Here is a 13,178-nt window from a genome sequence, read left to right on the forward strand (position 1 = left end):
GGCGCAGCTAACTGATTCTTTTGGAGAGGAGTTGCTGTCGGGACCCGTCCCGCAGCCAGTCGGAAGAAGAATAAAACTGCCTTGAGGCAGCGCACAGACTGGTTGGATCGTTCGACGATCATGGCGGCATCAGCGACCAAAGCAATCCGTTTGCTATTGAACTCCCAGCCTGGGAGATATCCCTGAAGCGACTGGCTCAAGGGACGGGTCGACAAACAAAAACAACAAGCCCGAAATCATAATAAAAACAAAGCACGCACCTACTTGGGGGGGAGCTTCGGCTCCCCCAGTAGCTTCACCCCCTCCCTCCGTTTTTCCCGTTTTTCCTTCGCCTTACACCATTTCCCCATCCAATGCTAGAATCCGCGCAGACTATGCGGCCATCCGCATGCCTTGCCAGATTCACCGCAGCCTTCCCGGCCCTCTCCCGCTTCGCGGGAACAGGATGTACGGCCCCTGTTCGTTTCTGTCAGGATGCATGGCGCAGTCGGTTCCGGCGCCCGGGACGCCCTGTGCGTCGCGGGGCCAAACATTCAACGGGTACAGAACACGCCTCGCCCGAGAGGTCCTGATAATGCCGCAGCATTACCCGACGTCCGTCCTGTTTGAGCAACGCAGGCGTGCAATCACCCACATCGTGCTCCCGATAACACATCCATGCTGAAAAAGCTGATCCAGACCATTCGTTCCCCCCTGCGCCGTCCGCGCGCCGTCCGTACAACCCCGGAAGTCATCGGTAACAACCAGCACTCCCTGCGCCGGGACCAGTTCAGCCGGAACGCCGTCAAGGTCGTCGAGATCCTCCAGCGGGCCGGCTACCAGGCCTACGTGGTCGGGGGCTGCGTACGCGACCAGATGCTCGGCATCGCTCCCAAGGACTTCGATGTCGCCACCAGCGCCACGCCGGAGCAGGTCCGCGCCGAATTCCGCAACGCGCGGATCATCGGCCGCCGCTTCAAACTGGTACACGTGCACTTCGGCCGCGAGATCATCGAGGTCGCCACCTTCCGCGCCCATCATCCGGAAGGCCAGGACGATGGCGATAGCCGCGCGTCCAGCAACGAAAGCGGCCGCATCCTGCGCGACAACGTCTATGGCAGCCTGGAAGACGACGCCCAGCGCCGCGACTTCACCATCAATGCCCTGTACTTCGACGTCACCAGCGAGCGGCTGCTGGACTACGCCAATGGCGTTCACGACATCCGCAATCGCCTGATCCGCCTGATCGGCGATCCGGAGCAGCGTTATCTGGAAGACCCGGTGCGGATGCTGCGGGCGGTACGTTTCGCCGCCAAGCTCGACTTCGAGATCGAGAAGCACAGCGCCGCGCCGATTCGCCGGCTGGCCCCGCTGCTGCGGGAAATCCCTTCGGCGCGCCTGTTCGACGAGGTGCTCAAGCTGTTCCTCGCCGGCCGGGCCGAGCGCACTTTCGAGCTGCTGGTCGAGTACGAACTGTTCGCGCCGCTGTTCCCGGCCAGCGCCAAGGCACTGCAGGCCAACCCCGACTACACCGGCAAGCTGATCCGCCAGGCCCTGGCCAATACCGATGCGCGCATTCGCCAGGGCAAGCCGGTAACCCCGGCCTTCCTCTTCGCCGCACTGCTCTGGCCGGCCCTGCCGGCGCGCGTCGCGCAGTTGCAGGAGAAAGGCATGCCGGCCATCCCGGCGATGCAGGAAGCCGCCCACGAACTGATCAGCGAACAGTGCCAGCGGATTGCCATTCCCAAGCGTTTCACCCTGCCGATCCGCGAGATCTGGGATATGCAGGAACGTCTGCCGCGACGCCAAGGCAAGCGCGCCGACCTGCTCCTGGAAAACCCGCGCTTCCGCGCCGGCTACGACTTCCTCCTGCTGCGCGAAAGTGTCGGCGAGGAAACCGAAGGACTCGGCCAATGGTGGACCGATTACCAGGAAGTCAGCGACAGCGAGCGGCGCAACATGATCCGCGACCTGGTCAGCCAGGAAGACGGCAGCGCCCCGCGCAAGCGTCGCCGCGGCGGCAACAGCGGCCGTCGGCGCCGCGGGCCGCGCAAGGAAGGCAGCGGCGGAAGCGGCGAATGATCCAGCGCGTCTACGTGGCGCTGGGCAGCAACCTGGCCGAACCGCGCGAGCAGATCCAGGCTGCCCTCGATGCCTTCGAGCGGCTTCCCGAGACCCGCCTGGTCGCCGTCTCGCCGCTCTATATCAGCGACCCGCTCGGCCCCGCCGACCAGCCGCGCTTCGTCAACGGCGTGGCGGCCCTCGACACCAACCTGGCGCCGCTCGACCTGCTCGACGCCCTGCAGGCCATCGAACTGGAACAGGGGCGCGTCCGCGACCTGCGCTGGGGTCCGCGCACGCTCGACCTGGACATCCTGCTGTTCGGCGAACAATTGCTCGACCTGCCGCGCCTGAAGGTGCCGCACTACCACATGCAGGCGCGCGCTTTCGTGCTCTATCCCCTCGCCGATCTCGCCCCCGACCTGCGCCTGCCCGATGGCCGCCACCTGCCGGAGCTGCTCGCGGCCTGTCCGTTCGAGGGCATCGAACGCCTTCCGGGCGCCTGACCCTGCCTGCCCGCCGCTGCGCGGATACCTCGCGGCGGGCTCTTCACACTGTTACCGAAAAGCTGACGAAGGACGTCGCGGATGGGCGTACACTGCGCGCGCAACCGCAGGCGGCGCGGCGTTCGGCAGTGGCAGTAACGCCGTAACAATGCGGTAACACCTGCAATTGACTTCGAGCCACCCCATCCGGACTATAAGTGGCCGTTTGCCCCGCGCCGGCTCATCACCGGCCCAACGAGGAGCCTTTCCATGCCTGATGTAACCCTGACCACCCTGCAAGGGTTGAAGCAGAGCGGCGAGAAGATCGCCATGCTGACCTGCTACGACGCCACCTTCGCCCACACCGCCAGCCAGGCCGGCGTGGACGTGCTTCTGGTCGGAGATTCGCTCGGAATGGTATTGCAGGGTCACGACAGCACCCTGCCGGTCAGCAACGAGGAAATGGCCTATCACACGGCCTGCGTGAAACGCGGTAACAAAGGTTCCCTGATCGTCACCGACCTGGCCTTCGAATCCAGCCATTCCGTGGCCCAGACCCTTGCCGACGCGGTCCGCCTGATGCAGGCCGGCGCACACATGGTCAAGCTGGAGGGTGGGGCCTGGCTGGCGGAGCCGATCGCCCGCCTGGCACAGATGGGCGTGCCGGTCTGCGCGCATCTCGGCCTGACCCCGCAGGCGGTCAACCTGTTCGGCGGCTTCAAGGTCCAGGGCCGCCAGGAAACCCAGGCGCGCCAGTTGCGCGCCGATGCCATCGCCCTGGAGCAGGCCGGCGCCGCCATGCTGCTGCTGGAGTGCGTGCCCAGCGTGCTGGCCGAAGAGATCACCCAGGCGGTGAAGATCCCGGTGATCGGGATTGGCGCCGGTGCGGCGACCGATGGCCAGGTGCTGGTCATGCACGACATGCTGGGTCTCTCGCTGACCGGCCGCTCGCCCAAGTTCGTCAAGGATTTCATGCAAGGCCAGGAGAGCATCCCAGCCGCCATCGCGGCCTACGTCCGCGCCGTCAAGGACGTGTCCTTCCCCGCCGCCGAACACGGATTCAACGCATGAACACCGTCAAGACCGTCCGTGAACTGCGCGCCGCGGTGGCGCGCGCCCGCAGCGAAGGCAAGCGCATCGGCTTCGTGCCGACCATGGGCAACCTCCACGCCGGCCATGCCGCGCTGGTAAAGAAAGCCGGCGAACGCGCCGACTTCGTGGTCGTCAGCATCTTCGTCAACCCGCTGCAATTCGGCCCCAGCGAAGACCTCGACAAATACCCGCGAACCCTCGCAGCCGACCAGGAACGCCTGCTCGAAGCCGGCTGCCACCTGCTGTTCACCCCGACCGTCGAGGAAATGTACCCCGACGGCATGGACGGGCAGACCCGCATCCATGTTCCCGGCGTCTCCGAAGGCCTTTGCGGCGCCAGTCGTCCCGGCCATTTCGAAGGCGTGGCGACCGTGGTCAGCAAGCTGCTGAACATGGTCCAGCCGGACCTCGCGCTGTTCGGCGAAAAGGATTTCCAGCAGTTGGCGGTGATCCGCAAGCTGGTCCGCGACCTCAACCTGCCGGTGCAGATCTTCGGCGAGCCGACGGTGCGCGCCGCCGATGGCCTGGCGTTGTCCTCGCGCAACGGTTACCTCGACGAGCAGCAGCGCGCCGCCGCCCCGGCGATCTACTGCACCCTGCGGCAGCTCGGCGAACGCATACGCGCCGGCGCCGAGGACTTCCCGGCATTGCTCGCCGACGCCCGCCAGGCCCTGGAACAGGCCGGGCTACGCCCCGACTACCTGGAAATCCGCGAGCCGATCAGCCTGCGCCCCGGGGTACCCGGCGACCGCCAACTGGTTATCCTGGCCGCCGCCTACCTGGGCAGTACGCGGCTGATCGACAACCTCTCAATCAACCTCGATTGACGCATGCCGAGCCCCCGGTTCCCGGGGGCTTGAGCGCTCACCACGGACTCGCCATACTCTGCCGCCCCCCGCGGACCCGATAGGAGTCGCCCCATGCACGCCATCATGCTCAAAGCCAAGTTGCATCGCGCCGAAGTCACCCATGCCGTCCTCGACTACGAAGGCTCCTGCGCCATCGACGGCGATTGGCTGGACCTCTCCGGAATCCGCGAGTACGAACAGATCCAGATCTACAACGTCGACAACGGCGAGCGCTTCACCACCTATGCGATCCGCGCCGAGAACGGCTCGAAGATGATCTCGGTGAACGGCGCCGCGGCACACAAGGCCAAGGTCGGCGACCGCGTGATCATCTGCGCCTACGCACACTACAGCGAAGCCGAACTGGCCAGCCACAAGCCGCGCATGCTGTACATGGCGCCGGGCAACCAGCTCAGCCATACCAGCGAGGCGATTCCGATACAGGTCGCCTGACCTCGCCCCCTCTGGATAAAGCCCGGTTTCATCCGGGCTTTTTCATGTTCAAATAAGTGCGCCATCGAATTCCAACCAGAAGGTCAGCCATGAAGCACCACCTCACTCCGCTGGATGCCACGCAACTCGACAGTTGGCGCGCCCTGGCCGCCCATCGCCAGGAACTGCAGGACTTCAGGATGCGCCAGGCGTTCATCGACGATCCGGAGCGCTTCAAGCGGTTTTCCTTCAGCGCCTGTGGACTGTTCCTCGACTTCTCGAAGAACCTGATTCGCCAGGACACCATCGACCTGCTGGTGAAGCTGGCCGAGGAAGCACGGCTGAGCGACGCGATCCGGGCGATGTTCGACGGCGAGGCGATCAATGCCTCCGAGCGCCGGCCGGTACTGCATACCGCGCTGCGTCGACCGATCGGCGACAAGGTGCTGGTCGATGGCGTCGACGTGATGCCGGAAGTCCACCGCGTCCTGCACCAGATGACCGAGCTGGTAGGCTACGTGCACAACGGCCTGTGGCGCGGCTATACCGAAAAGCCGATCACCGACGTGGTGAACATCGGCATCGGCGGCTCCTTCCTCGGCCCGCAACTGGTATCCGAAGCCTTGCTGCCGTTCGCCCAGAAAGGCGTGCGCTGCCACTACCTGGCGAACATCGACGGTAGCGAGTTCCATGAACTGGCCAGCCGCCTGAACGCCGAGACCACCCTGTTCATCGTTTCCTCCAAGTCCTTCGGGACCCTGGAAACCCTGAAGAACGCCCAGGCCGCACGCGCCTGGTACCTGGCCCAGGGCGGCACCGAGGAAGAGCTTTACCGCCATTTCATCGCCGTCTCCAGCAACAAGGAAGCCGCGATCGCCTTCGGCATCCGCGAGGAAAACATCTTCCCCATGTGGGACTGGGTCGGCGGCCGCTACTCGCTGTGGTCGGCCATCGGCCTGCCGATCGCCATGTCCATCGGCATCTCCAACTTCAAGGAACTGCTGTCCGGTGCCTACAATATGGACCAGCACTTCCAGACCGCGCCGTTCGAACGCAACATCCCGGTGCTGCTCGGCCTGCTCGGCGTCTGGTACGGCGACTTCTGGGGCGCGAACAGCCACGCGATCCTGCCCTACGACTACTATCTGCGGAATATCACCGACCACCTGCAGCAACTGGACATGGAATCCAACGGCAAGAGCGTGCGCCAGGACGGCACGCCAGTCACCAGCGGCACCGGGCCGGTGATCTGGGGCGGCGTCGGCTGTAACGGCCAGCATGCCTACCATCAGTTGCTGCACCAGGGCACCCAGTTGATCCCGGCGGACTTCATCGTCCCGGTGAGCAGCTACAACCCGGTCGCCGACCATCACCAGTGGCTGTACGCCAACTGCCTGTCGCAGAGCCAGGCGCTGATGCTCGGCAAGAGCCGCGAGGAGGCCGAGGCCGAACTGCGCGCCAAGGGCCTGCCGGAAGCCGAAGTGCAGCGCCTGGCGCCGCACAAGGTGATCCCGGGCAACCGACCGAGCAACACCCTGGTGGTCGAGCGCATCAGCGCCCGCCGCCTCGGCGCGCTGATCGCCATGTACGAGCACAAGGTCTACGTACAGAGCATCCTCTGGGGCATCAACGCCTTCGACCAATGGGGCGTGGAGCTTGGCAAGGAACTCGGCAAGGGTGTCTATTCGCGCCTGGTCGGCAGCGAGGAAACCCCGGCCGAGGACGCCTCGACCCAAGGCCTGATCGACTTCTTCCGCGGCCGCCATCGCGGCTGATCCGCCTCTCCCCAAAGCCCGGCCCTAGGCCGGGCTTTTTCATTCCGCCCTGCGATTGACCCCGGCGCCTTCCCCGCTCGCGCCTTTGGCACTTGAACATGGCACTCGCCTGGCCCACCCTTGGTCGAACCTGAAGAGGGGCCGCGTGCGGTCTCTCGACACCTTGCGGAGCAGAAAAACAAAGGAAACCGCCATGTTCGAGATCAGCGTCCACCCGGTGCCGGACGCCGTCCGCCAGCGTGCCTACCTGAACGACGACGACTACCAGCGCCTGTACCGCCAATCCGTCGAGAACCCCGACGAGTTCTGGGGCGAGCAGGCCAAGGCCTTCCTCGATTGGTTCAAGCCCTGGCACAGCGTCCACCACGGCGACCTGAGGAAAGGCCAGGCCACCTGGTTCAAGGGCGGCCAGTTGAACGTCGCCTACAACTGCATCGACCGCCACCTGGAACGCCGCGGCGAACAGATCGCGATCGTCTGGGAAGGCGACAACCCCAGCGAATCCGCGCACATCACCTACCGCAAGCTGCACCACAACGTCTGCCGCCTGGCTAACGTGCTGAAGAGCCGCGGCGTGGAAAAGGGCGACCGGGTCTGCATCTACATGCCGATGATTCCCGAGGCCGCCTACGCCATGCTCGCCTGCGCCCGCATCGGGGCGGTGCACTCGGTGGTGTTCGGCGGCTTCTCGCCGGACTCGCTGCGCGACCGCATTCTCGATGCCGACTGCCGCACCGTGATCACCGCCGACGAGGGCGTGCGCGGCGGCAAGTACATCCCGCTGAAGCAGAATGTGGAAAAGGCGCTGAAGGACTGCCCGGACGTCTCCACCGTGGTGGTGGTCGAGCGCACCCAGGGCGACATACCCTGGGTCGAAGGCCGCGACATCTGGTACCACGAGGCGCTCCACGCAGCCTCAGCCGACTGCCCGGCGGAAGCGATGGACGCCGAGGACCCGCTGTTCATCCTCTATACCTCCGGCAGCACCGGCAAGCCGAAGGGCGTGTTGCACACCACCGGGGGCTACCTGCTCGGCGCGGCGATGACCCACAAGTACGTGTTCGACTACCACGATGGCGACGTCTACTGGTGCACCGCCGACGTCGGCTGGGTCACCGGACACAGCTATATCGTCTACGGCCCGCTGGCCAACGGCGCCACCACCCTGATGTTCGAGGGCGTGCCCAACTACCCGGACGCCTCACGCTTCTGGCAGGTGATCGACAAGCACCAGGTGAATATCTTCTACACCGCGCCGACCGCGATCCGCGCGCTGATGCGCGAAGGCGACGCCCCGGTCCGCCAGACCTCGCGCAGCAGCCTGCGCCTGCTCGGCTCGGTGGGCGAGCCGATCAACCCGGAGGCTTGGGAGTGGTACTACCAGGTGGTCGGCGAGAAGCGCTGCCCCATCGTCGATACCTGGTGGCAGACCGAGACCGGCAGCATCCTGATCACCCCGTTGCCCGGCGCCACTGCGCTGAAGCCAGGCTCGGCGACCCGCCCGTTCTTCGGCGTGCAACCCGTGCTGCTCGACGAGAAAGGCAAGGAAATCGACGGCGCGGGCAGCGGCGTACTGGCGATCAAGGCCAGTTGGCCGAGTCAGATCCGCAGCGTCTACGGCGACCACCAGCGGATGATCGACACCTACTTCAAGCCCTACCCCGGGTATTACTTCAGCGGCGACGGCGCGCGCCGCGACGAGGACGGCTACTACTGGATCACCGGCCGGGTCGACGACGTAATCAATGTCTCCGGACACCGGATCGGCACCGCCGAGGTCGAGAGCGCGCTGGTCCTGCACGATGCGGTGGCCGAGGCGGCGGTGGTCGGCTGCCCGCATGACGTGAAGGGCCAGGCCATCTACGCGTTCGTCACCCTGATGGCCGGCAGTCAGCCCAGCGAGGCGCTGCAACAGGAATTGCTGGCCCTGGTCGGCAAGGAGATCGGCAGCTTCGCCAAGCCGGATCACCTGCAATGGGCGCCCAGCCTGCCGAAGACCCGCTCCGGCAAGATCATGCGGCGTATCCTGCGCAAGATCGCCTGCAACGAGCTGGACAGTCTCGGCGATACCTCGACCCTGGCCGATCCGGGAGTGGTGCAGGGGTTGATCGACAACCGCCTCAACCGCTGACCCGCGCAACCGTCCCGCGCCCTGCGGCGCGGGACGGTTCCAGTCGCTCCGGCGCCTGGGTTAAGCTCGTGCCTGCCCTGTCGTAGCGAGCCCTCCATGGAAAGCGTCCGTCGCCATATCGAAAGCCAGGTGCTGAGCCTTACCGGGCTCGCCGTCGGCGGTGTCGACTTCGAATCGCCGAAAGGCGATCCGGGCCTGTTCGGCCCCGATGCCGCCTGCTGGAAGGTCCACGGCGACTTCAGCAGCATGATGATCGGCGGCATCGGCGCGCTGCTTCTGCAGATGCTCCATCCGCTGGCCCTGGCGGGGGTGTGGGACCACTCCAATTTCCGCGACGACCTGCTCGGGCGCCTGCGTCGTACCGGTCAGTTCATCTCGGCCACCACCTACGGCCCGCTGGCCGATGCCGAGCGACTGATCGAGCGGGTCCGGCGCATCCACGAAAGCGTCATCGGCCAGTTGCCCGACGGCACGCCCTATTCCGCCAGCGACCCGGATCTGCTGACCTGGGTGCATGTCGCCGAGGTCAGCAGCTTTCTCAAGTCCTACCTGCGCTATCTCAATCCCGACCTGCCGGGCAGCGAGCAGGACCGTTACTACTCGGAAATCGCCCTGGTCGCCGAACGCCTCGGCGCCCGCGCGGTACCGCGCGACCGCCAGCAGATCGCCGCCTACCTGGAGGCGATGCGTCCACGCCTGCGTTGCGACGAACGCACCCGCGAAGTGGTGCGGATTCTCTTCAACGCACCAGCGCCCAGCACCCTGGCCAGGCCGTTCGGCGCGCTGATGCTGCGCGCAGGCGCCGAGCTGTTGCCGGAATGGGCCGGATCGATGCTCGACCTCCCGTTCAGTCCGCTGCAACGCCGCCTGATCCGAGGCAGCGTCAGGCGCAGCGTACCCTTGCTGCGCTGGGCGGTGCGCAACGCTTCGATGCATAGAGCCTGCCGGCGCATGGGTCTGCCGCCGGTGAGTCACTGAACTTTCGTGCCGTGACAGCAAGAATACCCGTCCAAAGGCTCTGAAACGGCGCGAATCACGGTCGGAACCTTGAGGCCGTGCCATACTCCAACGCACCGCTTAGAACGGAAAACGAAAGAGAGCCATGCCCAAAGGACTGAAACGCGCTGTCAGCGCCCTGCTGATCACCTTCCTCGTCTATTGCCTGCTGGGCTTCCTGCTCATACCCGGCATCGGGCTGCGCGTCGCCAACCAGCAACTGGCGCAATACGCCACCGTCCCCGCACGTCTCGAACGTATCGAATTCAACCCCTTCAGCCTGGAATTGACCCTCTGGGGTCTGCGCCTGGGCGAGGAGAAGAACCCCCAGCTCGCCTTCCGCCGGCTGTACGCCAACCTGCAGCTGGACAGCCTGTGGAAACGCCAGCTGCACCTGGCCGACGTCGAGCTGGAAGGTCCGCATACCGAACTGCTGTTCGACGAGAAGGGCCAGCTCAACCTGGCCAGCCTGTTCAGGATCCCGCCGAGCGAATCGCCCGAGCCGGAACAGCCGAGCGATCCGTTCCCGCTGCGCATCGACCGCATCCAACTGGCCGAGGGCAGCCTGCACTTCCAGGACCTGCGACCGAGCGAGCCGGTGGACTTCAGCTTCGATCCGCTGGGCTTCGAGCTGCACAACCTCAGCACCCTGCCCGACGACGGCGCGAAGATGACCCTGCTCGCCACCGGCCCGAACGGCGGCCGCCTCGACTGGGAAGGCGACCTGACCCTGGTGCCGATCACGTCCAGGGGCCACCTGAGCGTCAAGGATATCCAGCTCAAGGCCTGGTGGCCCTATGTCCGCGACAATGCCCCGCTGGTGCTGGAGAACGGCGTGGTCAGCCTCTCCAGCGACTATCGCCTGGACCTGTCCAAGGACACCCAGCTGCTGCTCGACAAGGCCGCGCTGAAACTCGCCGACTTCAGCATCAATTCGCCCCAGGGCAAGCCGCTGGCCAAGCTCGCCAGCCTCGACGTGGCCGCTACCACCCTGGACCTGGCCAAGCAGGAAGTGGTGCTCGGCGAAGTCCGCAGCCAGGGCCTGGAGGCCTGGGCCGCGCGCGAGAAGGACGGCCAGCTCGACTGGCAGAAACTGTTCGCCGACTTCACTCCGCCGCCACGCAAGGCGCCTGCACCCAAGCCGGCGGAAAACACCGATCCCGCCGCTGCCCCGACCGACGCGGCGAAGACCACCCGCGAACCGGCAACCGACGGTGCCGCCAAGGCAGCCGCGATAGCCTCGGGCGAAGCGAGCAAGGACAGGCCGGCGGAGAAGAACGCCAGCGTCGCCGAGACGGAAAGGGCAACGGACGACAAAGAGTCCGCCAAAGTCGCGGAAGGCGGCGCTGCCGATAAAGTAGCCAAGCAAGAGACGAGCAAGGCTCCGAAGACCGGCAAGGCAACCGGGCAGGAAACGGCCAAGACTGCGGAAATCGACAAGGCGGCCAGCGACTCTCCGCAACAGCTCGCCGACACTGCAAAGACGCCTCCGCCGGAAAGTACGAAAGCCGCCGCGGAGACGCCCGCCAAGCCCTGGCACATCGTCCTGCGCGACGCCCAGCTGCGCGGCTACAAGGCGCACCTGGTGGATCGCCAGCCGGCCACCGAGGTCCCGCTGGAAGTCGGCCCGCTGGACCTCGACCTGCAGAACGTCGACAGCCTCGGCAAGACCCCCTTCGACCTCAAGCTCAAGACCGGCCTCGGCAACCGCGGCCAGGTCCAGGCCAGCGGCCAGGTGGTGCTCGACCCGGTCAGCGCCAGGCTCAAGGTCAGTACCCGCGACATCGACCTGCGCGTGGCCCAGGCCTACATCTCGCCGTTCATCCGCCTGGAACTGCGCAGCGGCTTCCTTGGCAGCGAGCTGGCGGTCGACCTGAAGAGCGTCGAGCCGCTGGCCTTCAGCGTCGACGGCAGCGCCGAAGTCAGCCAGTTGCATACCCTGGATACCATCAAGGACCGCGACTTCGTCAAATGGACCAAGCTGACCCTCAACGGCCTCGCCTATCGGCACGAGGACAGCCTGTCGATCCAGAGCGTGTCCTTCGAGGAGCCCTACGCCCGCTTCATCATCAACGAAGATCGCAGCACCAACGTCAGCGAGCTGATCATCCCGCAACCGGGTAGTTCGTCCGGCAAGGCCGCCGCCGAAAGCAAGAACGCGCCGGCGAGCAAGCCGCTGGGCATCCACATCGGCGGCGTACGGATCAACAACGGCTCGGCGAACTTCGCCGACCTGACCCTGATGCCGCCGTTCGGTACCGCCATCCAGCAGCTCAGCGGCGAAGTCGGCACCCTCGACACGCGCAACTCGCAGCCGGCCAAGGTGGACATCAAGGGCAAGGTCGACAAGTACGCACCGGTGACCATCGCCGGCGAACTGGACCCATTCGACCCGCTGAAGAAACTCGACATCACCACCAGCTTCAAGCGCGTCGAGCTGACCACCCTGACGCCCTATTCCGGCAAGTTCGCCGGCTACCGCATCCGCAAGGGGCGACTCAACCTGGACCTGCACTACCAGATCGAACGCAGCCAACTGAAGGCGGAAAACAAGGTCCTGCTGGAAGGCCTGCAACTCGGCGAGAAGGTCGACAGCCCGGATGCCGTGGACCTGCCGGTGAAGCTGGCGGTAGCCCTGCTCAAGGACACCAAGGGCAACATCGATATCCAGTTGCCGGTGGCCGGTGATCTGAACAACCCGGAGTTCAGCGTCATGCCGATCGTCTGGCAGACCCTGCGCAACCTGGTCCTGCGCGCCGTGCAGGCGCCGTTCAAGTTCATCGCCGGCCTCGCCGCCGGCGGTAACGAGGATCTCGGCACGGTACCCTTCGCCGCGGGCAGCGACGAGCTGACGCCGGAAGCCCAGGCCAACCTCGACAAGCTCGCCGATGCGCTCAAGGAGCGGCCGGCGCTGCGCCTGGAAGTGGAAGGCGTGGCCTCCGCCGCGGCTGACGGTCCCTCGATCGGCGCCAAGCGTCTCGAACTGGAATACCAGAACACCTACTACCGCATGCTCCAGCGTCGCGGCGACAAGGTCCCGAGCGACGCCAAGCAACTCGAGGTACCGGAGAACATGCAGGCACCGCTGCTCGAAGGCATCTACCGGACCCGCCTGAAGCAGCAGCCACCGGCCGAGTGGAAAGAACTGGACAGCGACGAGCGCACCGCGAAGATGCGCGAAGCGGTGATCGCTTCCTGGGCCAAGAGCCAGGTGCTGCTGCGCCAGATCGGCCAGGCCCGGGCCACCCGGATCAAGGATTACCTGGTGGAGAAAGGCCAGTTGCCGGATGATCGCATCTACTTGATCGACGTCAGTTTCGCCGAAGGCGAAGACAAGGGTAATGTCGACACCCAATTGCACCTGGATAGCGAGTGATAC

The 13,178-nt window shown here is 65.6% G+C and carries 9 protein-coding genes; all 9 read left to right on the forward strand.

All coding sequences use genetic code 11. The features are described 5' to 3' along the window. The first annotated feature begins 657 nt into the window (after positions 1-657). The gene (locus tag M6E97_RS20605; RefSeq protein ID WP_033939366.1) at positions 658-2,061 is read left to right on the forward strand and encodes a polynucleotide adenylyltransferase PcnB; all 1,404 of its coding nucleotides are present in this window, start codon (positions 658-660) and stop codon (positions 2,059-2,061) included. Continuing rightward, positions 2,058-2,546, forward strand: coding sequence for a 2-amino-4-hydroxy-6-hydroxymethyldihydropteridine diphosphokinase (gene folK / locus M6E97_RS20610; protein WP_003095144.1), 489 nt, complete (start codon positions 2,058-2,060; stop codon positions 2,544-2,546). Before M6E97_RS20605 ends, folK begins: the two co-directional genes overlap by 4 nt. 249 nt (positions 2,547-2,795) lie before the next feature. Continuing rightward, on the forward strand, positions 2,796-3,596 hold the full coding sequence (gene panB / locus M6E97_RS20615; protein WP_003095147.1) for a 3-methyl-2-oxobutanoate hydroxymethyltransferase: 801 nt from the start codon (positions 2,796-2,798) through the stop codon (positions 3,594-3,596). Then, positions 3,593-4,444: a pantoate--beta-alanine ligase gene (gene panC / locus M6E97_RS20620; RefSeq protein ID WP_023098134.1), complete on the forward strand. Its 852-nt coding sequence runs from the start codon at positions 3,593-3,595 to the stop codon at positions 4,442-4,444. The genes panB and panC overlap by 4 nt, the downstream gene beginning before the upstream one ends. A 93-nt stretch (positions 4,445-4,537) precedes the next feature. Continuing rightward, the gene (gene panD, locus M6E97_RS20625; RefSeq protein WP_003095150.1) at positions 4,538-4,918 is read left to right on the forward strand and encodes an aspartate 1-decarboxylase; all 381 of its coding nucleotides are present in this window, start codon (positions 4,538-4,540) and stop codon (positions 4,916-4,918) included. Positions 4,919-5,007: 89 nt separating this feature from the next. After that, on the forward strand, positions 5,008-6,672 hold the full coding sequence (pgi, locus tag M6E97_RS20630; RefSeq protein WP_003100194.1) for a glucose-6-phosphate isomerase: 1,665 nt from the start codon (positions 5,008-5,010) through the stop codon (positions 6,670-6,672). Between the two features lie 193 nt (positions 6,673-6,865). Then, positions 6,866-8,803, forward strand: a complete 1,938-nt coding sequence (gene acs, locus M6E97_RS20635; protein ID WP_003095161.1) for an acetate--CoA ligase — start codon at positions 6,866-6,868, stop codon at positions 8,801-8,803. A gap of 96 nt (positions 8,804-8,899) precedes the next feature. Then, entirely contained in the window at positions 8,900-9,781 is an 882-nt protein-coding gene (locus M6E97_RS20640) for an oxygenase MpaB family protein (RefSeq protein ID WP_003113910.1), read from the forward strand. Between the two features lie 124 nt (positions 9,782-9,905). Then, the gene (locus tag M6E97_RS20645) at positions 9,906-13,175 is read left to right on the forward strand and encodes a DUF748 domain-containing protein (protein WP_024947268.1); all 3,270 of its coding nucleotides are present in this window, start codon (positions 9,906-9,908) and stop codon (positions 13,173-13,175) included. Positions 13,176-13,178 lie beyond the last annotated feature (3 nt).

Origin of the sequence: Pseudomonas sp. B111 (assembly GCF_026428275.1) — a bacterium.
Taxonomy (GTDB): Bacteria; Pseudomonadota; Gammaproteobacteria; order Pseudomonadales; family Pseudomonadaceae; genus Pseudomonas; species Pseudomonas aeruginosa.

Coding starts and splice junctions, on each gene's coding strand:
- panD (WP_003095150.1), top strand. CDS start 4,538: ATGCACGCCATCATGCTCAAAGCCAAGTTGCATCGCGCCGAAGTCACC.
- M6E97_RS20640 (WP_003113910.1), top strand. CDS start 8,900: ATGGAAAGCGTCCGTCGCCATATCGAAAGCCAGGTGCTGAGCCTTACC.
- acs (WP_003095161.1), top strand. CDS start 6,866: ATGTTCGAGATCAGCGTCCACCCGGTGCCGGACGCCGTCCGCCAGCGT.
- M6E97_RS20645 (WP_024947268.1), top strand. CDS start 9,906: ATGCCCAAAGGACTGAAACGCGCTGTCAGCGCCCTGCTGATCACCTTC.
- pgi (WP_003100194.1), top strand. CDS start 5,008: ATGAAGCACCACCTCACTCCGCTGGATGCCACGCAACTCGACAGTTGG.
- panC (WP_023098134.1), top strand. CDS start 3,593: ATGAACACCGTCAAGACCGTCCGTGAACTGCGCGCCGCGGTGGCGCGC.
- panB (WP_003095147.1), top strand. CDS start 2,796: ATGCCTGATGTAACCCTGACCACCCTGCAAGGGTTGAAGCAGAGCGGC.
- folK (WP_003095144.1), top strand. CDS start 2,058: ATGATCCAGCGCGTCTACGTGGCGCTGGGCAGCAACCTGGCCGAACCG.
- M6E97_RS20605 (WP_033939366.1), top strand. CDS start 658: ATGCTGAAAAAGCTGATCCAGACCATTCGTTCCCCCCTGCGCCGTCCG.